This window comes from Streptomyces sp. 1331.2 (assembly GCF_900199205.1).
GTDB lineage: Bacteria > Actinomycetota > Actinomycetes > Streptomycetales > Streptomycetaceae > Kitasatospora.
Map to the genome: position 1 here is coordinate 5,619,769 of NZ_OBMJ01000001.1, position 23,368 is coordinate 5,643,136.

Consider the following 23,368-nt stretch of genomic DNA (forward strand, 5'->3'; position numbering starts at 1 on the left):
GTAGTGGCCTTCCGCTTCGCGCAGTTCCCCGCGCCCCTTTCGGGCGCGGGGAACTTTCGTTTGGGAGGGGGAGAACGGGCGCGGAGGGAGGGGAGGGGAGGGGGGAGGGAGGGGAGGGGAGGGGGAGGGCGCGGGGAACTTTCGTTCGGGGGAGGGAGAACGGGCGCGGAGGGAGGGAGGGAGGGGAGGAGGGCGCGGGGTCAGGGGATGCCGTTGATGAGGGCCGGGGGACGGCGGTGTGGAGGGCGGAGACGAAGGCGGAGATGGCGGGGTGGGAGCCGGCACCCGCGCGGAAGGCGGCGTGGGTGCGGCGGTAGACGGGGAGGCGGGTGAGGACGACGCCGGGCGGGGGCTGGGTGGCGCCGAGGTGGGGGATCAGGGCGACGCCCTGCCCGGCGGCGACCAGGGCCAGGACGGTGGTGAAGTCGTCGATCTGGTGCCGGATCCGGGGGGCGAAGCCCGCCGCCTCGCAGGCGCGGACGGTCATGCTGTGGCAGAGCGTGCCGGGCGGGGACATGATCCACGGTTCGCCGCGCTGCTCCGCGATCGTGCCCGGTGCGCGGGCGGCCAGGTACATGGGCTCGGTGAAGACCGGGCGGGTCACCGCGAGGCCGGGCTCCGGCTCGGCCGGGACGAGGTCGTACTCGTGCACCAGGGCCACGTCCAGCTCGCCCGCGCGCAGCGCCGCGCCGACGGCGGCCGGGTCGACCTCGGTGACCATCGGCTCCAGCCCCGGGTGCCAGCCGGCCAGTTCGGCGAGCAGGGCGGGGATGATCGCGCGGGCCGCCGAGGGGTAGGTGCCGATCCGCAGCGGGCCGGCCAACCCCTGTTTGGCGTGGGCGAGTTCGGCGTCGGCCTGCTCCAGCAGGGCGAGCACCGACTCGGCGTGCCGGACCAGGCCGCGCCCGGCCGGGGTGAGGGCGACCCGCCGGCCTGTGCGTTCCAGCAGGGGGACGCCGGCTTCCTTCTCCAGGACGGACAGCTGCTGGGACACCGCCGAAGGGCTGAAGGACAGCGCCTCGGCGACGGCCGCGATGGTGCCGAGGTGAGCGAGTTCGCGCAGCAGGCGCAGGCGTCGGACGTCGAGCATCGGCTCAGCTTACGAGAAGCGTCGGAAATGTGAACTGGACCCGGCCGGTCCGCCGACCGCAGGATCGTGGGCATGGAACGCACGGAACTCAAGGGCATCTACGTCCCCCTGGTCACTCCCTTCGCCGCCGACGGCACGGTCGCGCTGGACGCGCTGGAGAAGATCGCGCACGAGGCGCTGGACGCCGGTGCGGCCGGGCTGGTCGCGCTCGGCACCACCGGGGAGCCGGCCGCGCTGACGGCCGAGGAGCGGGACGCGGTGGTGGAGGTCGCGGCGGCCGCCTGCGCCGGGCGGGGGGCGCAGCTGATCGTCGGCGCCTTCGGCGGCGACACCCGGGCGACCGCCGAGGCGCTGGACGTGCTCGCCGCCCGGGTGCCGAGCACGGCGGCCGCGCTGGTCACCGTCCCGTCGTTCGTACGGCCCGGCGAGGCGGGGACGGTCGCGCACTTCCGGGCGCTGGCCGCGAGCAGCCCGCTGCCGCTGCTCGTCTACCACATCCCGTACCGCACCGGGCAGGAGCTCTCCGCCGCGGCGCTGCGCGAACTCGCCGCGATCGACGGGGTGGTGGGCGTCAAGTACGCGACCGGCGGGCTGGACCAGGCGGGCGTGGAACTGCTGGCCGACGCCCCCGAGGGCTTCGCCTTCCTCACCGGCGAGGACGCCTACCTGTCGTCGGCGCTGGCGCTCGGTGCGGCCGGGGGCATCCTCGCCTCCGCCCAGCTGGCCACCGCCTGGTTCGTGGAGCTGGCGCAGGCCTGGCAGGCCGGGGACGCGGACCGGGCGCGGGCGCTCGGGCACCGGCTGACCCGGCTGGCGCTGGCGGCGTTCACGGCGCCGAACCCGGCGGTGACCAAGGGCGTGCTGCACGCCCAGGGGCGGATTCCGACGCCGGATGTGCGGTTGCCGTTGCTGCCGGCGGGGGAGGCGGAGGTGGGGGCTGCGCTGGCGCTGGTGAATGGTCTGGACCACTAGGTTCGTCCGTCGTCGCTCTCACACCGTGGAATACCAGGTCGCACCACCCGCGTGACAAGGCATGATGGGCGGAGTGCGGCTGTAGACAGGACCATTCAGAGGAGTAGTCGGAAATGAAGATCGGCATTGTCGGTGCCACTGGCCAGGTCGGCGCCGTGGTTCGCGAGATCCTGGCGGAGCGCGCGGGACTTCCTGGTGGACTCGGCCCGGTGGAGCAGCTGCGACTGTTCGCCTCGGCACGTTCGGCCGGGCGCACCCTGCCCTGGCAGGGCACCGAGATCACCGTCGAGGACGCGGCCACGGCCGACTACACCGGCCTGGACATCGTGATCTTCTCGGCCGGCGGCTCCACCTCCAAGGCCCTGGCCCCCAAGGTCGCCGCCGCCGGTGCCGTCGTCATCGACAACTCCTCCGCCTGGCGCCGCGACCCCGAGGTCCCGCTGGTCGTCTCCGAGGTCAACCCGGAGGCCATCGCGGACCGCCCCAAGGGCATCATCGCCAACCCGAACTGCACCACCATGGCCGCCATGCCCGTGCTGCGCCCGCTGCACGAGGAGGCCGGCCTGGCCGCGCTGGTCGTCTCCACCTACCAGGCCGTCTCCGGCAGCGGCGTCGCCGGCGTCGCCGAGCTGCAGGACCAGGCCGCCAAGGTCATCGACGGCGCCGCCGGCCTCGCCCACGACGGCTCCGCGGTCGAGTTCCCCGAGCCCAAGGTGTACAAGCGCCCGATCGCCTTCAACGTGGTGCCGCTGGCCGGCTCCATCGTGGAGGACGGCTCCAACGAGACCGACGAGGAGCAGAAGCTCCGCCACGAGAGCCGCAAGATCCTCGGCATTCCCGCCCTGAAGGTCGCCGGCACCTGCGTGCGTGTCCCGGTCTTCTCCGGCCACTCGCTGCAGATCAACGCCCGCTTCGAGCGCCCGATCAGCCCGGAGCGTGCCGTCGAGCTGCTGTCCGGCGCCCCCGGCGTCGAGCTGTCCGACATCCCCACCCCGCTGCAGGCCGCCGGCCAGGACCCGAGCTACGTCGGGCGCATCCGGGTGGACGAGACCGTGGAGAACGGCCTGTCGCTGTTCGTCTCGAACGACAACCTGCGCAAGGGCGCCGCGCTCAACGCCGTCCAGCTGGCCGAGCTGGTGGCCGCCGAGCTCAAGGGCTGAGGCACCCGAGCCCCGGTCCGAGGGCCCGAGGGCCGTCGTACCGCTGCGTGACCAGGGGCGGGCTCCGTCGTTGAACGGGGCCCGCCTTCGCGTTCCTTTGCGGTTCGTTGGGGCGGCTGTTGCGGTACCGGGACATCCGGCAAGGTTCGGCAGGCGAACCCCGGGTAAAAGGTGACCCAACGATCGGGCGACGACGGGGGCCCCTCACCTCGGCACGCCCGGACGGCGGGCGTGTCGCCCTCCCCGAATCGATCCACCCACTGATCCCGAGGGCAAGCGAGAAGAGGTGCGCGATGGACCGATGTGTCGTCCTGGTGGACGCCGGATACCTGCTGGGCGCCGCCGCCAGCCTGCTCGCCGGAGACCCGTCCCGCTCCAAGGTCACGGTCGACCACACGGCCCTGATCGCCGCGCTGCGCGAACGCGCCGAGGCCGAGACCGGGCTGCCACTGCTGCGCATCTACTGGTTCGACGCCGCGCCCGACCGGCGCCCGATGCCCGAGCACCGACGGCTGCGCGTCCTGCCCCGCGTCACCGTACGGCTCGGCGCGCTCACCCGGGCCGAGGGGCGCTGGGTGCAGAAGGGCGTCGACGCCGCGATGCACGCCGAACTCTCCGAACTCGCCCGCAACCGCGCCTGCGCCGACGTCGTACTGATCACCGGGGACGGCGACCTGCTGCCCGGCATGATGACCGCCAAGGAACACGGCGTCGCCGTCCACCTGTGGGCGCTGCAGGCCGCCGACGGCGACTTCAACCAGTCCGAGGACCTGGTCGGCGAGGCCGACGAACGGCGGGTCCTGGACCGCGAGTGGATCGAGGGGTCCTTCTCGCTGCGGGACACCGCCAACCTCTTCCCCGCCCCCGGGGCCGGGGCCCGGCAGGAGATCGCCAAGATCCTCGCCGCCCCGCCGGCCGCGCCGAGCGTGGTGCCGGCGGCGCTCCCGAACGGGGTGCCGAACGGGGTGCCCGCCGGGGTGCCGCCCACCGTCCGCCCGGCGGCCGCCGCCCCGGCCGACACCGCCCCCGCCGACGGACGGCCGCAGCCCGCGGCCGCGCTCAAGGTCGTCCCCACGCCGAAGGACCTGGCCGAGCGGCCCTCCTCGGTCACCCCGATCACCCCGGTGGCCACCGGGCACGGCCTCAACGGGCACGCCGCCAGCGGAAGCGGCCTCAACGGGCACGCCGTCAACGGAAGCGGCGTCAACGGCCACGCCGCCAACGGCGCCGTCGCCCAGGCCGGGCCGGTGCTGCGCTGGTCCTCCGACCGCGGCTGGGTCGACCGGCCCGCCCCCGAACCCGCCGTCACCGCCGGCGACAACCTGCCCACGCTCGCCCAGCTCACCACCGCCGAACAGCGCTGGGCCGACCGTGAGGAGGACATCACCTCCATCGGCGGCGACGCCCACGAGGTCGGGCAGGTCTTCGCCCGCCGCTGGAGCGAGCGGATCGGCGATCCCGAACGCCTCACCGTCCTGTGGCCCGACTACCCGCGCATCCCGCACCGCGTCGACGGCGAGCTGCTGCGCTACGCCGCCCGCTTCGGGCTGCTCGCGCACAAGGACGACCAGATCGACGAGCACGACCGCTACGCCATCCGGGCCGGGTTCTGGAAGGAGCTGGCGGCGCAGGTGCCGGGCGGATCGATGGTCGTGGACGACTGAGGCGACGACCGCGCCGCGTCCGGACGTGGGGTGCGGCCGGCCGCCGCTCCCGCTGGTCAGGCCCCCTTGTCCGGTTCGCCCGTATGAGCGCGTAGAGTCTTCGGTCGTGAGTGAGACGGCCGGGCCAGCACCCGAGGAAACCCCGCCGTGCGTCGCCGTGCGCGACCTCGTCCGGACCTACCGCAGCGGGCGCGGCGCCGCCGCCACCGAGATCCGGGCCAACGACGGGATCAGCCTCACCGTCCGACAGGGCGAGATCTTCGGGCTGCTCGGGCCCAACGGCGCCGGGAAGTCGACCCTGGTCCGCCAGATCACCGGACTGCTGCGCCCCGACGCGGGCTCCGTCGAACTGCTCGGCCACGACATCGTGCGCCACCCCGACCGGGCCGCCCGACTGCTCGGCTACCTCGGGCAGGAGTCCACCGCCCTCGACGAGCTCACCGTGGCGCTGGCCGCCGAGACCACCGGGCGGCTGCGCGGCCTCGGCCGGGCACAGGCCCGCAGCGCGGCCGCCGACGTCCTGGACGAACTCGGGCTGACCGCGATCGCACAGCGGCCGCTCGCCAAGCTGTCCGGCGGGCAGCGACGGCTCGCTTGCTTCGCGGCCACCCTGGTCGGGGATCGTCAGCTGCTCGTCCTGGACGAGCCGACCACCGGCATGGACCCCGTCGCCCGGCGGGCGGTGTGGTGCGCCGTCGACCGGCGGCGCACCGAGCGCGGGACGACCGTGCTGCTGGTCACCCACAACGTGATCGAGGCGGAGACGGTGCTCGACCGGGTCGCCGTGATCGACGAGGGCCGGGTGATCGCCTGCGACACGCCCGGCGGGCTCAAGGCCCTGGTGGACGGGGACGTCCGGCTCGACCTGGTCTGGCGGGACGAGGCGCCGGTCGGCGTGCCCGCCGTCGCAGCCCTGCGCGACCGGGCCGAGTGCACCGGGCGCCGCTGGACCGTCCGCACCACCCCCGAGCAGGCCCGCGAACTCGTCGCCGCCGTCACCACCGGCCCGGCCTTCGCCGCGCTCGACGACTTCACCCTCGCCACCCCGAGCCTTGAGGACGTCTACCTCAAGCTGGGCGGCCGCCACGGAGGACTCGCCAAGTGACCCTGCTCTCGGCGCCGCCCCGGACCGAACCGACCACGGCCGGGCCCGCCCCGCTCGCCCCCGCGGCCCGGCTGCTGCCGGCCCTCGCCGCCGTGTACCGGGCGCAGCTCGCCCGGGCGCGGGTCGCGCGGATCCCGTTGCTGTTCGTCGCCACCTTCCAGTCCGTCGGCATCCTGGTGATGATGCGGGGCGTCGTGGACGCCGGGCAGTCCACGGCGGCGCGGTCGGTGGTCGCCGGGTCGAGCGTGCTGGTGGTCGCGTTCGTCGCGCTGAACCTGCTCGCCCAGTACTTCGGGAAGCTGCGGGCCACCGGCGGCCTCGACCACTACGCCACGCTGCCCGTGCCGCCCGCCTCGGTGGTGCTGGGCGCGGCCGCCGCGTACGCCTCCTTCACCCTGCCCGGGACCGTCCTCACGGCTGCTCTCGGGGCGGTGATGTTCGGGCTGCCGCTCGGGCAGCTGTGGGTGCTGCTGGCGGTCGTGCCGCTGGCCGGGGCCGCGCTGTCGGGGCTGGGGGCGGCCTGCGGGCTGTTGGCGCCGCGGCAGGAGATCGCCACGATGCTCGGGCAGCTCGGGATGTCGGCCGCGCTGCTGCTCGGCGTGCTGCCGGTGGACCACCTGCCGCAGCCGGTGCAGTGGCTGCGGGACCTGCTGCCCTCCACGTACGGGGTGGAGGCCTTCGCGCGGACCTTCGCGCCGGACCCGGACTGGGCGATGGTGTTCGCCGACCTGGGGGTCTGCGCAGGAGTGGGCGTGGTCTCGCTGACGGTGGCCACCTGGGCGTACCGGCGGGCGGTCGCGCGGTAGGGGCCCGGTGGGCGATGAGGCCCGGTGAGCGGCGGGGGCCGTCCGGGTGGTGGGGGCTGTCCGGGTGGTGGGGTCGTTCCGAGGGCGGTCGTGAAACGATGGGGCCTGTGACCGTACCGAACACACCTCCGGATCCCGCCCACACCGATGTGCAGGCGGGACCGGACGCCACGCCCGTGTCCGACCCGTATGCGGCTCCGCAGGGGCTGGGGCCCGACGCACCCGTCGCGCCCGTCGCGTCGGACGGGTCGGAGGGGCAGGGGACCTCACTGGCGCAGCGACTGCTGCCGGAGGTACGGCTCGGGGCGGGCGTGGTCCTCGCCTGCCTGCTGGTCGGACTGGTGATGGCCGGGCTGTGGGCCTGGCTGGCGCCGAAGGTGCCGCTGGTGGTGGACGGGGACCGGATCCTCTACGTCGACCCCGAGGGCGAGCAGCGGGCCGGGGCCGACGCGGTGTTCGTGCTCATCGGCCTGGGCGCCGGGATCCTGACCGCGCTCGGCGCCTTCCTGGTGACCCGGCGCCGCGGCGGCGGGATCGCCGTCGCCCTGGGGCTGGCCGTCGGCGGGCTGCTCGGGTCGATGGGCGCCTGGCGGATCGGGCGCTGGCTCGGGCCGAGCAACGACCTGATCGGCGAGGCCCGGCGGGTCGGCAACGGCGGGCACTTCGACGCGAGCATCGACCTGGGGGCGCTGGGCGCGCTGCTGGTGTGGCCGATGGCGGCGATGGTGGTGCTGCTGGCCGTGTCGGCGGCGTTCGGGAAGCGGGAGGAGGACCCGCCGCCGTACTGGGGCGTGCCGGCGGGGCAGGCTCCGGTGGGGCCGCAGGTCGAGCCGGGGCCGGGGCCGGAAGGCGGTAGCGGGCACTGAGCAGGGGCGGGGGCGGGCGGGGGCCTTCGGCTTCGCGCAGTTCCGCGCGCGCCTGAGGACTCCGCTGACCCCGGGGGGACTCCGCTGACCCCGGGGACTCCGCTGACCCGAGGAACGTGGGGTCAGCGGGCGATGGGGGCGGTGTGGCCCCGGGTGAGGGTGATGAGGTCGGTGGGGGAGAGTTCGACCTCCAGGCCGCGGCGGCCGGCCGAGACGTAGACGGTGGGGTGGGTCAGGGCGCTCGCATCGATGACGGTACGCAGGGGGCGGCGCTGGCCCAGGGGCGAGATGCCGCCGCGGACGTAGCCGCTGCTGCGTTCGGCGGCGGCCGGGTCGGCCATGGTGGCGCGCTTGCCGCCGACGGCGGCTGCCAGGGCCTTGAGGTCGAGCTGTCCGGCGACCGGGACGACGCCGACGGTGAGGGTGCCGTCCACGTCGGCGACCAGGGTCTTGAAGACCCGCTCCGCGGCCACGCCCAGGGCCTCGGCCGCCTCGCCGCCGTAGGAGGCGGCCGCCGGGTCGTGGTCGTAGGCGTGCACGGTGAAGGCGACGGCGGCGGTCTCCAGGGCGACGGTGGCGGGCGTGCCCTGGCCGCCCTTCTTGGTCTTCTTGGCCATGCGGGGGTCCTCGGGCTCCTGGGGCGGTCCGGGCTGTTTCGGGGCTGTGCCGGGGCTGTTCGATCGGGGCTGTTCGGTCGGGGCTGTTCAGTTGGGGCTGAAGGACTGGCGGGTGAGGTCGACGGCCGGCAGCGAGGGGAGCCAGGTGAGCACGGCGGTCTCGCGGCGCAGCAGGTCGAGTTCGGTGCGCAGGCGCTGGGCGGTGTCCGGGGCGGCGAGCAACTGCTGCTTGAGCGGGGTCTCGAACACCGAAGCGGCGGCGACCAGGTAGGAGAGCACCTGCGGGTCGTCGGGCAGCTCCTGGCGGCCGACCGTGCTCGCCTCGCGGGCGCCGGCGAGGCGCTTCTGGTAGACCCGGAACGCCCGCTCGACCTCGGCGGCCAGGGCGCCGGAGCCCTCGCCGGGCTGCTCCTCGATCGGCTCGATCTCGCCGGTCAGGTACGGGCCGGAGGTGTCCACCGAGCGGAGCCGGAACCGGGTGGTGCCGGTGACCAGGAGCTCGTAGCGGCCGTCCGGCTGGTGCTGGACCGACGCGACGTCGGCGATGCAGCCGATGGGGAAGAGCGCTTCGAGTGGGTCGCCGGTGGCGGTGCCGAGGCCGTCCAGCGGCCCGGCCGGGCCCTCCTCGGGCCGGACCGGGGCGACCTCGCGGCCGTCCTTGATCGCGAGCACGCCGAAGCGCCGCGGGGCGTCCTCGGACTGTTCGAGCAGATCGGCGACGAGACGGCGGTAGCGCTCCTCGAAGACGTTCAGGGGCATCACCAGGCCCGGGTAGAGCACGGTGTTCAGCGGGAAGAGCGGCAGCCGTTCTGTCACGGCGGACAGCGTAGTTCCCCGGACGGGGGCCTTGTCGCGCGGATAACGGGCCGAACGGTCACGACCCGGATCCCGACCGGCTCACCCGCGCTGGAGCATGCGGGTGGCGCCGGCGACGACGGTGGAGGCGAGCAGCCAGCCGATGACCACCAGGGAGGCGGAGATCCACTGGGAGAGGCCGCCCGGGTTCCAGCCGCCCTGGTTGAGGTCCACGATCGGCAGCAGCTGGTTGAGGGTGTACAGCACCGGGCTCCAGTGCGGGCGCTCGTCGGCCTTGAGCGGGTCCAGCGGGTGGGTGGCGAACCAGAGGCTGCCGAGCATCCAGGCGAGCAGCAGCCACAGGCCTGCCCGGCCCGGGCGGTAGCCGTAGCCGACGCTGGCGTCCTGGACGGCGCCCCAGATCCGGGCGGGCAGCGGCAGGGTCCGGCGGCGCCGGCGCTGCTTGGCGTACAGCACCTCGCGGGCGTCGTCGTCGGCGCCGTCGCGGCGCAGGGCGGCGGCCAGCTGCTCGTAGGACTCGGGCTGGAAGTCGACCGAGGAGCCCTCCAGCCAGGCGATCCGCTCCCGGACGCCGAAGGCCTCGACGGGGCGCAGGTTCTCGTACACGAAGCCGGTGAGGCCCAGGTGCTTGCCCTGCGGCCAGGCGTCCGGGGTGTCGACCAGGTTGCCGACCCGGGCGCGGGTCAGCGCGACGGTGCCGGTGGGGCGGTACTTGCAGGTGAAGCGCAGTTCGGGGGTGTGGATGCGGCGCAGCGAGACCTCGTCGTCATCCTCCAGGTGGAACTCGCCGGAGATCAGGCAGGCGCCGTCGAAGCGGCTGTCGGACAGCCGCACCCGGCCGAAGGCCCGGAAGGGGGTGACGGGGCCGTCCGGCGCGGCGTACTCGCCGTAGCCGGAGCCGTAGTAGCCGCGGGAGCCGGCCCAGCCCTGGTCGGCGGAGCCGGTCAGGTAGAGGGTGTGGCCGACGGTGACCCGGACGGCGTTGAGGCAGGTGCGGTTGTGCGCCCGGTCGGCGTGCAGCTGGGCGCCGCGCAGCGAGAGCCGGCCGCCTATCCGGGCGGTGCGTATGCTCAACTCGCCCCGGGTCTCCAGGCGTTCGGCCTCGAAGTCCTGGTTGACGGTGATCCCGTCGGCGGAGACGGCGCGGCCGTGGCGGTCGCCGCCGACGGCGGTCTGGTTGAGCAGCAGGTCGGTGCCGATCCGGGCGTCGGTGAGCCGCATGCCGTCCGGGACGCGGCAGCGGGCCAGGTGGAGGTCGCCGGTGGTGGTGAGCCGGGAGGCCTCCAGGCGGGGGATCAGGCAGTTCACGAAGCGCAGCGTGGAGGCCGCCGCCTCGGAGATCAGGATCTTGTGCTCGAAGCGGCAGTCGTGGAGTTCGACGTAGTCGCCGATGGCGCCGCCGGCCAGGTTGAGCGCGCCGGTGACCAGCACCCCGCTCATCCGCAGCGAGGCGACCCGCCCGGGGGCGGGCCGGGGGCCGGCCAGCAGCAGCTGGGCCAGCACCTCGGCGCGGACGGTGCGGTCGGGGCCCCAGACGGCGCTGCCGAAGGCGTCGTCGGTGTCCTGCTCGCCGCTGCGGCGGTCCAGGATCTCCCCCTGGCGGTAGGCCTCCCAGAGCTCACGCTCGGTATCCGTCCAGCCCTCCGGAGCACGCTCCGCCATGGTTTCCCCCGTCCCCCGGTCGTCTCGCCTTTCGTATCACGGACTGAAATGCGGGACCAGCGATTCCGGCCACTCCTTACACTGGGTGGCGTGATCTCTCGAATCGACCTCCGCGGCTCGCTGGACGACCCGCGTGACCTGCTGCCCCGTGCCGAGTTCGACGTGGCGGCCGCCCTGGAGAAGGTGCGGCCGATCGCGGAGGACGTACGCCATCGCGGCGTCGAGGCGCTGATCGAGATCACCGAGCGCTTCGACGGCGTCCGCCTGGAGTCCACCCGCGTCCCGGCCGAGCAGCTGACCGAGGCCCTGGAGACGCTGGACCCGAAGGTGCGCGCCGCACTGGAGGAGTCGATCCGCCGGGCCCGCGCCGTGCACGCGGACCAGCGCCGCACCGGGCACACCACCCAGGTGGTGCCGGGCGGCACGGTCACCCAGCGCTGGGTGCCGGTCGAGCGGGTCGGCCTGTACGTGCCGGGCGGGCTGGCCGTCTACCCGTCCTCCGTCGTGATGAACGTGGTGCCGGCCCAGGAGGCGGGCGTGCGCGGCATCGCGGTCACCTCGCCGCCGCAGAAGGAGTTCGGCGGCCGGGTGCACCCGACGATCCTGGCGGCCTGCGCGCTGCTCGGCGTGGACGAGGTCTACTCCGTCGGCGGCGCCCAGGCGGTCGCCATGTTCGCCCTCGGCACCGAGGAGTGCGCGCCGGTCACCATGGTCACCGGCCCGGGCAACATCTACGTGGCCGCCGCCAAGCGCTACTTCGCCGGGCGGATCGGCATCGACTCCGAGGCCGGCCCGACCGAGATCGCCGTCCTCGCCGACGACAGCGCGCTGCCGAGTGACGTCGCCGCCGACCTGATCAGCCAGGCCGAGCACGGCCCGACCTCCGGCTCGGTGCTGGTCACCGACTCCCCGGCGCTGGCCGACGCCGTCGAGGCCGAGCTGGCCGTGCAGGTCGCCAGGACCAAGCACAGCGAGCGGGTCGCCGAGGCGCTGGGCGGCAAGCAGTCCGGCATCATCCTGGTCGACGACCTGACCCAGGGCCTCGCCGTGGTCAACGCCTACGCGGCCGAGCACCTGGAGATCCAGACCCGCGACCCGCACGCGGTCGCCGCCCGGGTCGTCAACGCGGGCGCGATCTTCATCGGCCGCTGGACCCCGGTCTCGCTGGGCGACTACGCGGCCGGCTCCAACCACGTGCTGCCCACCGGCGGCTGCGCCTGCCACTCCTCCGGACTGTCGGTGCAGACCTTCCTGCGCGGCGTCCAGGTGGTCGAGTACGACCGGGACGCGCTGGCGGACGTCGCCGCGCACGTCGTCAACCTGGCCGACGCGGAGGACCTGCCCGGCCACGGGGACGCCATCAAGGCCCGCTTCGACTGGACGGTGCCGGGATCGTGACTCAGCCGACTCGTACGACCCGTATCGACGACCTTCCGATCCGGGACGAGCTGCGCGGCCAGTCCCCGTACGGCGCGCCGCAGTTGGACGTCCCCGTCCAGCTGAACACCAACGAGAACCCGTACCCGCTGCCCGAGGAGCTGGTGGCCCGGATCGCCGAGCGCGTCGCCGAGGCCGCCCGGAACCTCAACCGCTACCCCGACCGGGACGCGGTCGAGCTGCGCACCGGGCTCGCGGCGTACCTCACCCGCACCACCGGCTTCCCGGTCGTCCGCGAGCAGGTGTGGGCCGCCAACGGCTCCAACGAGGTGCTCCAGCAGCTCCTCCAGACCTTCGGCGGCCCCGGCCGCAGCGCGCTCGGCTTCGAGCCCTCGTACTCGATGCACGCGCTGATCTCCCGCGGCACCGGCACCGCCTGGATCTCCGGCCCGCGCAACGACGACTTCACCATCGACGTCGACGCCGCGCTCGCCGCCATCGCCGAGCACAAGCCCAACGTGGTGTTCATCTGCTCGCCGAACAACCCGACCGGGACGGCGGTCGCGGCCGACACCGTGCTGCGGCTGTACGAGGCCGCCCAGGCCGCCCGGCCCAGCCTGGTCGTGGTGGACGAGGCGTACGTCGAGTTCTCGCACCGCGCCTCGCTGCTGCCGCTGATCGAGGGCCGCCCCAACCTGGTGGTCAGCCGCACCATGTCCAAGGCCTTCGGCGCCGCCGGGCTGCGCCTGGGCTACCTGGCCGCCGACCGGGCCGTGGTGGACGCCGTCCAGCTGGTGCGCCTGCCGTACCACCTGTCCGCCGTCACCCAGGCCACCGCGCTGGCCTGCCTGGAGCACACCGACACCCTCCTCGGGTACGTCGGCCGGCTCAAGGAGGAGCGCGACCGGCTGGTCGAGGCGCTGCGCGGACTCGGCCTGGAGGTCACCGACTCGGACGCCAACTTCGTCCAGTTCGGCCGCTTCGCCGACACCCACGCCGTCTGGCAGGCCATCCTCGACCAGGGCGTCCTGGTCCGGGACAACGGCGTGCCCGGGTGGCTGCGCGTCACCGCCGGCACCCCCGCCGAGAACGACGCCTTCCTGGACGCCGTCCGTACAGTGATCAAGGAGCTCTAACCCCCCATGTCCCGCATCGGACGCGTCGAGCGCACCACCAAGGAGACCTCCGTCCTGGTCGAGATAGACCTCGACGGCACCGGCAAGACCGACATCTCCACGGGCGTCGGATTCTACGACCACATGCTCGACCAGCTCGGCCGGCACGGTCTGTTCGACCTCACCGTCAAGACCGACGGCGACCTGCACATCGACACCCACCACACCATCGAGGACACCGCCCTCGCGCTCGGCGCCGCCTTCAAGCAGGCCCTCGGCGACAAGGTCGGCATCTTCCGCTTCGGCAACTGCACGGTGCCGCTGGACGAGTCGCTCGCCCAGGTCACCGTGGACCTCTCCGGCCGGCCCTACCTGGTGCACACCGAGCCCGAGAACATGGCGCCGATGATCGGCAGCTACGACACCACGATGACCCGGCACATCCTGGAGTCCTTCGTGGCCCAGGCGCAGATCGCCCTGCACGTCCACGTGCCGTACGGGCGCAACGCCCACCACATCGTGGAGTGCCAGTTCAAGGCGCTCGCCCGGGCGCTGCGCTACGCCTCCGAGCGCGACCCGCGCGCGGCCGGCATCCTCCCCTCGACCAAGGGTGCGCTGTGAACAACACCGCGATGATCCTCATCTTCGTCGGCCTCTTCCTGGCCGGCGGGGTGATCTCCTTCTGGAAGCAGAAGCACTCGAAGAGCGTCATCCTGGTGCTGGCCTTCGGCTCCGTGATGTGCCTGGCCTCGGGCCTCATGCGCCTGTGAAGCCCGTAGTAGAGAGACTGGACACCTGAACATGGGCAAGAACGTCGTCGTCCTCGACTACGGCTCCGGCAACCTCCGCTCGGCGCAGCGCGCCCTGGAGCGGACCGGGGCGAACGTCACGGTCAGCTCCGACTACGACACCGCGATGGCCGCGGACGGCCTGCTCGTCCCCGGCGTGGGCGCCTTCGAGGCGTGCATGCGCGGGCTGAAGTCCGTCCGCGGGGACTGGATCGTCGGCCGCCGCCTCGCCGGGGGCCGCCCGGTCATGGGCATCTGCGTCGGCATGCAGATCCTCTTCGAGAAGGGCGTCGAGCACGGCGTGGAGACGCCCGGCTGTGACGAGTGGCCTGGCACCGTCGAGCCGCTGGAGGCCCCGGTCGTCCCGCACATGGGCTGGAACACCGTGGACGTCCCCGAGGGCAGCCGGATGTTCGCCGGCCTCGACCCGGACACCCGCTTCTACTTCGTGCACTCCTACGGCGTGCGGCACTGGGAGCTGGAGACCCACAGCGCGCGGATCAACCCGCCGCTGGTCACCTGGGCCACGCACGGGCAGCCGTTCGTCGCCGCCGTCGAGAACGGCCCGCTGTGGGCCACCCAGTTCCACCCCGAGAAGTCCGGCGACGCCGGCGCCGCCCTGCTGACCAACTGGGTCAACACCCTCTGAGCGTCTGAGAGTTGTTACTGATGAGCCTTGAGCTGCTGCCCGCCGTCGACGTCCGCGACGGCCAGGCCGTCCGCCTGGTCAAGGGCGCCTCCGGCACCGAGACCTCCTTCGGCGAGCCGCTGGCCGCCGCCCTCGCCTGGCAGAACGCGGGCGCCGAGTGGCTGCACCTGGTCGACCTCGACGCCGCCTTCGGCACCGGCTCGAACTACGAGCTGCTGCGCGAGGTCACCGGCCAGCTGGACATCAAGGTCGAGCTGTCCGGCGGCATCCGCGACGACGAGTCGCTCGCCCGCGCGCTCGCCACCGGCTGCACCCGCGTCAACCTGGGCACCGCCGCCCTGGAGGCCCCCGAGTGGGTCGCCAAGGCCATCGCCGAGCACGGCGACAAGATCGCCGTCGGCCTCGACGTCGTCGGCACCACCCTGCGCGGCCGCGGCTGGACCCGCGACGGCGGCCAGCTCTTCGAGGTGCTGGACCGGCTGAACGCGGAGGGCTGCGCCCGCTACGTCGTCACCGACGTCAACCGCGACGGCACCCTGACCGGCCCCAACCTGCAGCTGCTGCGCGACGTCTGCGCCGCCACCGACCGCCCGGTGGTCGCCTCCGGCGGCGTCTCCTCGCTGGACGACCTGCGGGCCATCGCGGGTCTGGTCGAGGTGGGTGTCGAGGGCGCCATCGTGGGCAAGGCACTCTACGAGCAGAAGTTCACCCTCGAAGAGGCCCTGGAGGCGGTTTCCGGATGACCGAAGGTCGGATCGTGCGCGGGCAGGTCGTGGCGGGTCGGGTGGGTGGCTTCTCCCCCTGGGAGGAGGAGTTCGGCTACTCCCGGGCCGTCGCCGCCGGTGACCACGTGCACGTGGCCGGCTCCACCGCCTGGGTGGACGGCCACATCGAGCACGAGGGCGACCCGTACCGGCAGACCCTCGCCGCGTTCGGCGTCGGCCTCAAGGCCCTGGCCGCGTACGGTCTGACCGCGGACGACGTGGTCCGCACCCGGATGTACATCACCCACGTCCGCGACGCCGAGGAAGTGGGCCGCGCCCACCGCGAGCTCTTCGACGCCGCACGCCCGGTGGCCACCATGGTGGTGGTCGAGGGACTGATCGACTCCCGGATGATGGTCGAGATCGAGCTCGACGCCTACCGATCCGGGCTGGCAAAGACCCTGGAAGTCTTGGAAGGCGAACAGCCGTGACCCTCGCAGTACGTGTCATCCCCTGCCTGGACGTCGACGCCGGGCGGGTGGTCAAGGGCGTCAACTTCCAGAACCTGCGCGACGCCGGCGACCCGGTCGAGATGGCCAAGCTCTACGACGCCGAAGGCGCCGACGAGCTCACCTTCCTCGACATCACCGCCTCCTCCGGCGACCGCGAGACCACCTACGACGTGGTGCGCCGCACCGCCGAACAAGTCTTCATCCCGCTCACCGTCGGCGGCGGCATCCGCGCCGTCGAGGACGTGGACAAGCTGCTGCGGGCCGGCGCCGACAAGGTCGGCGTCAACACCGCCGCCATCGCCCGCCCGGAGCTGGTCCGCGAGATCGCCCAGCGGTTCGGGCGGCAGGTGCTGGTGCTCTCGGTCGACGCCCGGCGCTGCCCCGCCGGGGTGGAGACCCCCTCGGGGTACGAGGTCACCACGCACGGCGGCCGCCAGGGCACCGGCCTCGACGCCGTCGAATGGGCGGGCCGCGCAGCCGAGTTGGGCGCCGGCGAGATCCTGCTCAACTCGATGGACGCGGACGGCACCAAGGACGGCTACGACCTGGAGATGATCCGGGCCGTGCGCAAGGCCGTCTCGGTGCCGGTCATCGCCTCCGGCGGGGCCGGCAAGCTCGCCGACTTCGCCCCGGCCGTCGAGGCGGGCGCGGACGCGGTGCTGGCCGCCAGCGTCTTCCACTTCGGCGACCTTCGGATCGGCGAGGTCAAGGACGCGCTGCGGGAGGCCGGGCACCCGGTGCGGTGAGCTGTGCAGGGTTGTGCCGAGGGCCCGCGGTTCTGCGAACCGCGGGCCCTCGGCGTGTGCTCAGCGCGCGCTCAGGATTCCTGCGGCTCGCCGTGGATCAGGGCGAACGGGGCGCCGTTCGGGTCCGCCAGCCAGGCGATCCGGCCGACGTTCTCCACGTCCGCGGCGGGCATCAGCACCGTACCGCCGGCCGCCGTCGCCCTGGCGACCACCGCGTCCACGTCGGCGGCCGAGAAGTACGGCGTCCAGGCGGAGGGCTGCTCCGGGGACATCGTCGGGGCGATGCCGCCGAAGCTGGCGGCCCGCAGGTCCCCCTCGGCGGTGGAGATCACCCGGTAGGTCATGCCCGGGGACGGCTCGAAGTTCTCCATCCGCCAGCCGAACAGCTTCTCGTAGTAGGCGAAGGCCACCTCCGGGCCGGAGGTGTGCAGCTCGGACCAGACCAGCGCGCCGTCCTCCGAGACCACGTCCAGGCCCTTGGTGTTGCCCGCCTGCCAGATCGCGAACTCGGCGCCCTGCGGGTCGGTCAGCTGGGCGAACCGGCCCTCCTCCATGACGTCCATCGGCGGGACGCGGACCGAGCCGCCGGCCTGCTCGACGGCCTTCACGGTGGCGTCCGCGTCCTCGGTGCGGAAGTACGTCGTCCAGGCCGAGCGCGCGCCCGCGTCCAGGTTGCCGAGCGCGCCGACGGTCTTGCCGTCCAGCTGGAGGAAGCCGTAGCCGTCCGTCCCGGGAACCTCCTGGAAGGTCCAGCCGAAGACCTTGCCGTAGAACTCGGCAGTGGCGGGGATGTTCGGGCTGCCCAGGTCGATCCAGCAGGGCGAGCCGGTGGGGAAGTCGGTGGTGAGCATGGAGTGGTACCCCTTCGACGCAGAGTGACCGGGCATGGCCGGAACGGTCGCGGCCGGAACGGTTCCGTCGGACGCGCGCACGCCCCTTCCCGACCACCTGCGAGTCTGCACCCGGGCACTGACATCCGCAGCCGGGAAGCGCCTGACCGGCGGGTTCGAGGACGGGCCCTACAGCCAGCCGCGCTGCGCCGCCTTGAGGCCGGCCTCGAAGCGGCTGGCGGCGTCGAGCCGTTCCATGAGGGCGGACATCTGGCGCCGTACGGTGCGCACCGAGATACCGAGCCGCTTGCCGGCGGCCTCGTCGGTCAGGCCCGTACCGAGCAGCCGGAGCAGGTCGCGTTCGGCCGGAGTGAGGCCGGTGTCCTGGTGGGTGGGCTGGTCGGCGCCGAGCGGTACGGCGGTGGACCAGGCCTGTTCGAACAGGGCGACGAGGGAGGCGACCAGCCCGGGCTCGCTGGTGCAGAGCGCCCCGAGCCGGGTCCGCGCCGGGTCGATCGGGACGACGGCGGTGTGCCGGTCGAAGACCAGCAGCCGCGGCGGCAGGAGGGGCGCCGTCCGCACCTGGCCGCCGAGCTCGGTGAGCCACTGGGCGTACGCGTGGGTGGCCTGGTCGTTGCGGACGCTGTCCTGGTACAGCGTCCGCATGGTGACGCCGCGCTCCAGCGCGTCCCGGTCGAGCGGGCGGGCGGCGTCCATGCTGGCCTGGGACTGCGCCCCGCCCGAGATCGCGGCGAGGAACTCCTCCCGGAGGCCGCGCGCCAGCATTTCGAGCTTGGCCTGGATGGCGTCCATCCCGACCAGGCGCTCGGTGGCGTCCGAGGTGGTGTTGGGCACCAGGTCCGCGTAGGCGGCGACGGCCTGGGCCACGGCGGCCTTGCTGGCGGCCAGCTCCTGCTGGCGGCGGGCGAGGTCGTCCTCCTGGCGGCGGATGACGGCCTCCAGGCCGACCGCCGGGCTGACCGGGCGCAGCGCGCCGGAGACCTCCTGGGAGGGGCGCAGCAGCGTCAGGTCCGCGAGCTGGTCGAGGGCGTCCCGGACGGCGGACTCGGAAAGGCCGAACCGGCGGCACAGGTCGGCGACGCCGCACCCGGGGTCGACCAGCAAGGCTGCGTAGACGGCTTCCGCCGTCGGGTCCAGTCCCAGGACTTCGAGCACGATTCCCCCCGGTCGCGGCGATGCAGGCGGCCAGCTGGTGTCAAGGCCGTCTGCGTGATTCTCACAGTTCGCACATGTGTGTGCAAGGAGAGTTGACGGTCCGTCGGTGAGGCGGGTGGGGCAGGTGGGTCGGCTGGGGTGGCGCCATGCTGCCAGACCTGATGCTGCCGCAGGGCAAGCCTTCCGGAGCACCGGTCGGGGCTTGCAGGATAGGGATCACCGAGCCGCAGGAGCCCCGAGCCCCGGGCCGGCGGGACGGCGGGAAGCAGCCGCCGTCCGTCCGACGAACCGACCGACCATCAACCAGGGGGTTGTTCTCCATGCGGATCACCGCTCGCGTCTCCGGTGTCCTCGCGGCTACGGCAGTACTGGCCACGCTCGCCCTTCCGGCCGTCACCGCCTCCGCCGCCACGCCGGTCACCGCGGCGGGCGTGTCCGCGGCGAGCAACCCCGGCACCAGCACCCCCGGCACCGGCAACCCCGGCACGGGCGACGACGCGCACGGCGGGACCGGCAAGCCCGGCCTGGGCGACCCGGGCAGCATCAGCTGGGACAACAAGAAGTGACCGCCGCCGTCTGCGCCGGGCGCGTGAACCGAGCCCGATGCACATTGTCAGACTCATCCTGACGAGCCCCGACCGGCGCCCGCCCACCGCGGCCGACGCCCATGTCCTGAAGGACGTGCTCTGGGCCCACGCCGATCCCTTCGGCGGCCTGGAGCACGTCCAGTCGAGAGCCCGTCAGGACTCCATCGACCTCGTCCTCTTCACCAGCGGCGGAAGCGGCGACAACGCCCCCGCCCATTCGCTGGCCATCTGTTCCACCGCCCTCTCGCGGTCTCCGGCCTTCCGGTCCTGGCGCCTTTCGCTCGCCGGCTGACGGCCGTCCACACCTCCTGCCGGAGTTTCCTCCGGCGCTCCCTCTTCCGGTGATCCGGGCGCCGCTGCGCCGCACCGGTCCTCAGAACGCCCTTTTCAGGAGTATTCATGTCCCGCAAGGCCTATCTCCGTACGTCCGCCGTCGCCGTCGGCCTGGCCGGCTCGCTGTCGCTCGGCCTGCTCGTCCAGGGCGGCACCGCGTTCGCCGCCGACCCGGCCCCCGCCGCCGCCCCCGCCGCCGTCGCCTCGGTCGCGGGCGGCGAGTACGGCGGCGCCGGCCAGCCGGTCGGGGTCGCCCAGGCGCCCGCCGCTGACGGATCGTCGGCCGTCGCCTCCGTCCTGGCCCCCGCGGTCACCCGGCACGAGGCGATCCAGCGCGCCAAGACCTGGGTCGGCATCGGCCTCGACTACAGCTGGACCGGCTCGCACAACGGGTACCGCACCGACTGCTCGGGCTACGTCTCGATGGCCTGGAAGCTCGACGACTCGCTGACCACCGACACCTTCGGCCCGCGGGGCGTCATCGAGAACATCGGCAAGGGCGACCTCAAGCCCGGCGACGCGCTGCTCAACGACAACAGCGGGGCCAGCGGCCACGTGGTGCTGTTCGAGAAGTGGACCGACTCCAGCCACTACATGGGCTACGAGTTCACCGGCAGCGGCGTCCACTACCGCGAGATCCCCTACCCGTACTACCCCGGCTACGGCACCTTCGTGCCGGTGCGCAACAAGTCCATCCGCGAGGACGGCCCGTCCGACCCCGGGATGACCAACCTGACCGCCGGTGACTTCAACGGTGACCACAAGAAGGACCTGGTGGCGGTGGAGGTGTCGACCGGGAAGCTGTGGTCGTACCCCGGCACCGGGACGGGCACGTTGGGGAGCCGGGTGCTGATCGGTACCGGCGGCTGGAACGGGATGAGCAACCTGGCCGTCGGTGACCTGAACGGTGACGGCAAGGACGACGTCGTGGCGACGGAGAAGTCGACGGGGAAGCTGTGGCTGTACCCGGGGACGGGCAACGGTCTGGGTGACCGGGTGGAGATCGGTTCCGGCGGCTGGAACGGGATGAACAACACCGCGGTCGGCGACTTCAACGGTGACGGCAAGGACGATGTCGTGGCGAGTGAGAACTCGACCGGGAAGCTCTTCCTCTACCCGGGCAACGGCCGTGGTCTGGGGGACCGGGTGGAGATCGGTTCCGGTGGCTGGAACGGGATGAACAAGATCGTCAGCCCCGGTGACATGAACAAGGACGGCAAGGACGACCTGGTCGCGACCGAGACGTCCACCGGGAAGCTGTGGCTGTACCCGGGCACGGGCCACGGCCTGGGGGACCGGGTGGAGATCGGCTCCGGTGGCTGGAACGGGATCTCCGACTACGCGGGTGCGGACTTCACCGGTGACGGCATCGGTGACCTGGCGGCCGTGGACTCCGACCCGGGCGAGACCGGAAAGCTCTACCTCTACAAGGGCACCGGCAACGGCCTGAGCTCCCGCACCGAGATCGGCAACGGCGGCTGGTAACCGCCTACGGGCTCAACCGGCCGCTCCCGGCCGGGCGCTGAAACCGGAGTGGGTCCGCGACCACCGCGCGGGCCCGCCCCCGCCCACCCCTGCCCACCCCTGCCCACCCCCCACCCGCCGCTCACCCTTCCCCGCCCCGCTGCGTGCAGCCCTGCCCGGGTCCGTCCCCGGGCGGCTCCGCCCTGCCCGTCTCCTTGGAGAGATCCGTGAACCACCACCGTCTGAGGGGTGTCGCCTCGCTCGCCGTGGCGGCCGGCGCCCTCACCGCCGTCCTGCCGCTGGCCCCGGTCGCCCAGGCGGCCGAGCCTGCAGCAGCGGGTCAGAGCGTCAAGACCGTGACCTACCAAGGTCTTTCGCTCCAGGTGCCGTCGAGCTGGTCGGTGGTCGACCTGGCCCAGGCGCCCGACACCTGCGTCCGGCTCGACCGGAACACCGTCTACCTCGGCCACCCCGGCGCGGACCAGAACTGCCCGACCCACCTGATCGGGGAGAAGGCGGACGCGCTGGTCGTCGAGACCTTCGCCGGCGCTGCCGAGCGGGCCGACCTCACCACCGTCGCGGTGCCCGCCGGGCGCGGCGTCCCGACCCTGCCGGACAGTGCCGGCCAGGAGGCGCGGGTGGCCTTCGAGGGCGCCGGCGTCTACGTGACGGCCAGTCACGCCGGGGCGTCCGCCACTGTGGTGCAGAGCGTCCTCGCCTCCGCCTCGATCGGCACCGGCGCCACCGCGGCCCCGGTGCCGCAGCCCCCGAAGGCCGTGCCCGGCGCCCTCGCCGCGCCCGGTGCGACCTCGGCGGCCGAGTCGGCGACGCCGAGCACCGGCTACACCGGCAAGGCGTTCGACGCCTGTGCCGCCCCCTCCTCCGGCGCGATGGCGGACTGGGCCTCCTCGCCCTACCGGGGCGTGGGCATCTACATCGGCGGTCCGACCCGGGTCTGCGCGCAGAACAACCTCACCGCGTCGTGGGTGGCGCAGCAGAGCAGCGCCGGCTGGCACCTGCTGCCCATCTACGCGGGCACCCAGGCCGCCGGGATCTCCTCCTCGGACGCCGAGGGCCAGGGCCGAGCCGCGGCGGAGGCCGCCGTCAAGCTGGCCAAGGGGCTGGGCTTCACCACCGGCACGGTGCTCTACACCGACATGGAGGACTACGCGCCCGGCTACCGCACCAACGTGCTGAACTACCTGTCGGGCTGGACGGGCCGACTGCACGAGCTCAACTTCCGTTCCGGTGTCTACAGTTCCTCCTCCAGCGGGATCAAGGACATGGCCGCCGCGTACAACTCGTCGAGCTTCGACCGCCCCGACGTGGCCTGGTCCGCGAACTGGAACAACGCCGCGGACACCAACGACAGCTACATCCCGGCGGGGTACTGGTCCAACCACCAGCGCGTCCACCAGTACGCCGGCGACGTCACGGAGTCGCACGGCGGGACCACCATCAACATCGACCGGAACTACGTCGACGTCGCCGCCAAGGCGCCGGTGAACGACCCCGGGATGACCAACCTGACGGCCGGTGACTTCAACGGGAACGGCAAGAAGGACCTGGTGGCGGTGGAGGTGTCGACCGGGAAGCTGTGGTCGTACCCCGGCACCGGGACGGGCACGTTGGGGAGCCGGGTGCTGATCGGTACCGGCGGCTGGAACGGGATGAGCAACCTGGCCGTCGGTGACCTGAACGGTGATGGCAAGGACGATGTGGTGGCGACGGAGAAGTCGACGGGGAAGCTGTGGCTGTACCCGGGGACGGGCAACGGTCTGGGTGACCGGGTGGAGATCGGTTCCGGCGGCTGGAACGGGATGAACAACACCGCGGTGGGCGACTTCAACGGTGACGGCAAGGACGATGTCGTGGCGAGTGAGAACTCGACCGGGAAGCTCTTCCTCTACCCGGGCAACGGCCGTGGTCTGGGGGACCGGGTGGAGATCGGTTCCGGTGGCTGGAACGGGATGAACAAGATCGTCAGCCCCGGTGACATGAACAAGGACGGCAAGGACGACCTGGTCGCGACCGAGACGTCCACCGGGAAGCTGTGGCTGTACCCGGGCACGGGCCACGGCCTGGGTGACCGGGTGGAGATCGGCAGCGGTGGCTGGAACGGGATCTCCGACTACGCGGGCGCGGACTTCACCGGTGACGGCATCGGCGACCTGGCGGCCGTGGACTCCGACCCGGGCGAGACCGGGAAGCTCTACCTCTACAAGGGCACCGGCAACGGCCTGAGCTCCCGCACCGAGATCGGATCCGGCGGCTGGTAGGCCGCGAAGCGCACCGGCGCAGTCCCGAATCCACGTACGTCCGCACCGAC

At 73.1% G+C, this 23,368-nt stretch carries 23 protein-coding genes and 1 pseudogene; 18 read left to right on the forward strand and 6 right to left on the reverse strand.

Translation table 11 applies throughout. The features are described 5' to 3' along the window. Positions 1-295 precede the first annotated feature (295 nt). Positions 296-1,090, reverse strand: a pseudogene (locus CRP52_RS24200) (LysR family transcriptional regulator); the annotation flags it as partial. Between the two features lie 72 nt (positions 1,091-1,162). Between CRP52_RS24200 and CRP52_RS24205 the strand changes: the two are divergent. The 6 genes from CRP52_RS24205 (at position 1,163) to CRP52_RS24230 (ending at position 7,663) form a co-directional block, all read left to right on the forward strand. Next, positions 1,163-2,062 carry a dihydrodipicolinate synthase family protein gene (locus CRP52_RS24205; protein WP_097238310.1) on the forward strand — a complete coding sequence of 300 codons (900 nt, stop codon included), beginning with the start codon at positions 1,163-1,165 and terminating at the stop codon, positions 2,060-2,062. A gap of 113 nt (positions 2,063-2,175) precedes the next feature. After that, complete coding sequence (locus CRP52_RS24210; RefSeq protein WP_097238311.1) at positions 2,176-3,222, forward strand: aspartate-semialdehyde dehydrogenase; 1,047 nt, start codon at positions 2,176-2,178, stop codon at positions 3,220-3,222. Positions 3,223-3,515: 293 nt separating this feature from the next. Next, on the forward strand, positions 3,516-4,886 hold the full coding sequence (locus CRP52_RS24215) for an NYN domain-containing protein (protein ID WP_097238312.1): 1,371 nt from the start codon (positions 3,516-3,518) through the stop codon (positions 4,884-4,886). Positions 4,887-4,992: 106 nt separating this feature from the next. Continuing rightward, positions 4,993-5,991 (forward strand): ABC transporter ATP-binding protein, encoded by a 999-nt coding sequence (locus CRP52_RS24220; RefSeq protein ID WP_097238313.1) that lies wholly within the window; start codon positions 4,993-4,995, stop codon positions 5,989-5,991. Then, on the forward strand, positions 5,988-6,797 hold the full coding sequence (locus CRP52_RS24225; protein WP_097238314.1) for an ABC transporter permease: 810 nt from the start codon (positions 5,988-5,990) through the stop codon (positions 6,795-6,797). Before CRP52_RS24220 ends, CRP52_RS24225 begins: the two co-directional genes overlap by 4 nt. Positions 6,798-6,973: 176 nt before the next feature. Further along, positions 6,974-7,663 (forward strand): hypothetical protein, encoded by a 690-nt coding sequence (locus tag CRP52_RS24230; RefSeq protein ID WP_179852907.1) that lies wholly within the window; start codon positions 6,974-6,976, stop codon positions 7,661-7,663. A gap of 122 nt (positions 7,664-7,785) precedes the next feature. Here the strand turns inward: CRP52_RS24230 and ybaK are convergent, their stop codons facing one another. From ybaK to CRP52_RS24245, 3 genes are all read right to left on the reverse strand, one after another. Next, complete coding sequence (gene ybaK, locus CRP52_RS24235) at positions 7,786-8,280, reverse strand: Cys-tRNA(Pro) deacylase (protein WP_097238315.1); 495 nt, start codon at positions 8,278-8,280, stop codon at positions 7,786-7,788. Between the two features lie 87 nt (positions 8,281-8,367). Continuing rightward, complete coding sequence (locus CRP52_RS24240; RefSeq protein WP_179853074.1) at positions 8,368-9,105, reverse strand: LON peptidase substrate-binding domain-containing protein; 738 nt, start codon at positions 9,103-9,105, stop codon at positions 8,368-8,370. 72 nt (positions 9,106-9,177) lie between these two features. Continuing rightward, positions 9,178-10,758: an oxidoreductase gene (locus CRP52_RS24245; protein ID WP_097238317.1), complete on the reverse strand. Its 1,581-nt coding sequence runs from the start codon at positions 10,756-10,758 to the stop codon at positions 9,178-9,180. Between the two features lie 90 nt (positions 10,759-10,848). On the opposite strand from CRP52_RS24245, the gene hisD reads away from it, so the two are divergent. Genes hisD through hisF form a run of 8 tightly spaced genes read left to right on the forward strand, consistent with a single transcriptional unit; the run spans position 10,849 to position 16,649 of the window. After that, complete coding sequence (gene hisD, locus CRP52_RS24250; protein ID WP_097238318.1) at positions 10,849-12,156, forward strand: histidinol dehydrogenase; 1,308 nt, start codon at positions 10,849-10,851, stop codon at positions 12,154-12,156. Then, a complete protein-coding gene (locus CRP52_RS24255; protein WP_097238319.1) occupies positions 12,153-13,271 on the forward strand; it encodes a histidinol-phosphate transaminase in 1,119 nt (372 codons plus the stop codon). The genes hisD and CRP52_RS24255 overlap by 4 nt, the downstream gene beginning before the upstream one ends. 6 nt (positions 13,272-13,277) lie before the next feature. Continuing rightward, positions 13,278-13,871: an imidazoleglycerol-phosphate dehydratase HisB gene (hisB, locus tag CRP52_RS24260; RefSeq protein ID WP_097238320.1), complete on the forward strand. Its 594-nt coding sequence runs from the start codon at positions 13,278-13,280 to the stop codon at positions 13,869-13,871. Continuing rightward, positions 13,868-14,020: a hypothetical protein gene (locus CRP52_RS38955; protein WP_030062235.1), complete on the forward strand. Its 153-nt coding sequence runs from the start codon at positions 13,868-13,870 to the stop codon at positions 14,018-14,020. The genes hisB and CRP52_RS38955 overlap by 4 nt, the downstream gene beginning before the upstream one ends. 31 nt (positions 14,021-14,051) lie before the next feature. After that, entirely contained in the window at positions 14,052-14,687 is a 636-nt protein-coding gene (gene hisH / locus CRP52_RS24270; RefSeq protein ID WP_097238322.1) for an imidazole glycerol phosphate synthase subunit HisH, read from the forward strand. Between the two features lie 17 nt (positions 14,688-14,704). Next, a complete protein-coding gene (priA, locus tag CRP52_RS24275; RefSeq protein WP_097240307.1) occupies positions 14,705-15,430 on the forward strand; it encodes a bifunctional 1-(5-phosphoribosyl)-5-((5-phosphoribosylamino)methylideneamino)imidazole-4-carboxamide isomerase/phosphoribosylanthranilate isomerase PriA in 726 nt (241 codons plus the stop codon). Beyond that, positions 15,427-15,882 (forward strand): RidA family protein, encoded by a 456-nt coding sequence (locus tag CRP52_RS24280; protein WP_097238323.1) that lies wholly within the window; start codon positions 15,427-15,429, stop codon positions 15,880-15,882. The genes priA and CRP52_RS24280 overlap by 4 nt, the downstream gene beginning before the upstream one ends. Next, on the forward strand, positions 15,879-16,649 hold the full coding sequence (hisF, locus tag CRP52_RS24285) for an imidazole glycerol phosphate synthase subunit HisF (RefSeq protein WP_097238324.1): 771 nt from the start codon (positions 15,879-15,881) through the stop codon (positions 16,647-16,649). The genes CRP52_RS24280 and hisF overlap by 4 nt, the downstream gene beginning before the upstream one ends. 71 nt (positions 16,650-16,720) lie before the next feature. On the opposite strand, the gene CRP52_RS24290 is transcribed toward hisF, so the two are convergent. Continuing rightward, a complete protein-coding gene (locus CRP52_RS24290) occupies positions 16,721-17,500 on the reverse strand; it encodes a VOC family protein (RefSeq protein ID WP_097238325.1) in 780 nt (259 codons plus the stop codon). A gap of 168 nt (positions 17,501-17,668) precedes the next feature. Then, positions 17,669-18,655, reverse strand: coding sequence for a LuxR C-terminal-related transcriptional regulator (locus CRP52_RS24295; protein WP_097238326.1), 987 nt, complete (start codon positions 18,653-18,655; stop codon positions 17,669-17,671). 320 nt (positions 18,656-18,975) lie between these two features. Here CRP52_RS24295 and CRP52_RS24300 point away from each other — a divergent pair, with 320 nt between their 5' ends. From CRP52_RS24300 to CRP52_RS24315, 4 genes are all read left to right on the forward strand, one after another. After that, complete coding sequence (locus CRP52_RS24300) at positions 18,976-19,221, forward strand: hypothetical protein (RefSeq protein ID WP_097238327.1); 246 nt, start codon at positions 18,976-18,978, stop codon at positions 19,219-19,221. 37 nt (positions 19,222-19,258) lie between these two features. Next, positions 19,259-19,534 (forward strand): hypothetical protein, encoded by a 276-nt coding sequence (locus CRP52_RS24305; protein WP_097238328.1) that lies wholly within the window; start codon positions 19,259-19,261, stop codon positions 19,532-19,534. Positions 19,535-19,641: 107 nt separating this feature from the next. Further along, positions 19,642-21,060 (forward strand): C40 family peptidase, encoded by a 1,419-nt coding sequence (locus tag CRP52_RS24310; RefSeq protein WP_257032831.1) that lies wholly within the window; start codon positions 19,642-19,644, stop codon positions 21,058-21,060. A gap of 206 nt (positions 21,061-21,266) precedes the next feature. Continuing rightward, the gene (locus CRP52_RS24315) at positions 21,267-23,318 is read left to right on the forward strand and encodes a glycoside hydrolase domain-containing protein (protein ID WP_097238329.1); all 2,052 of its coding nucleotides are present in this window, start codon (positions 21,267-21,269) and stop codon (positions 23,316-23,318) included. Positions 23,319-23,368: the final 50 nt, after the last annotated feature.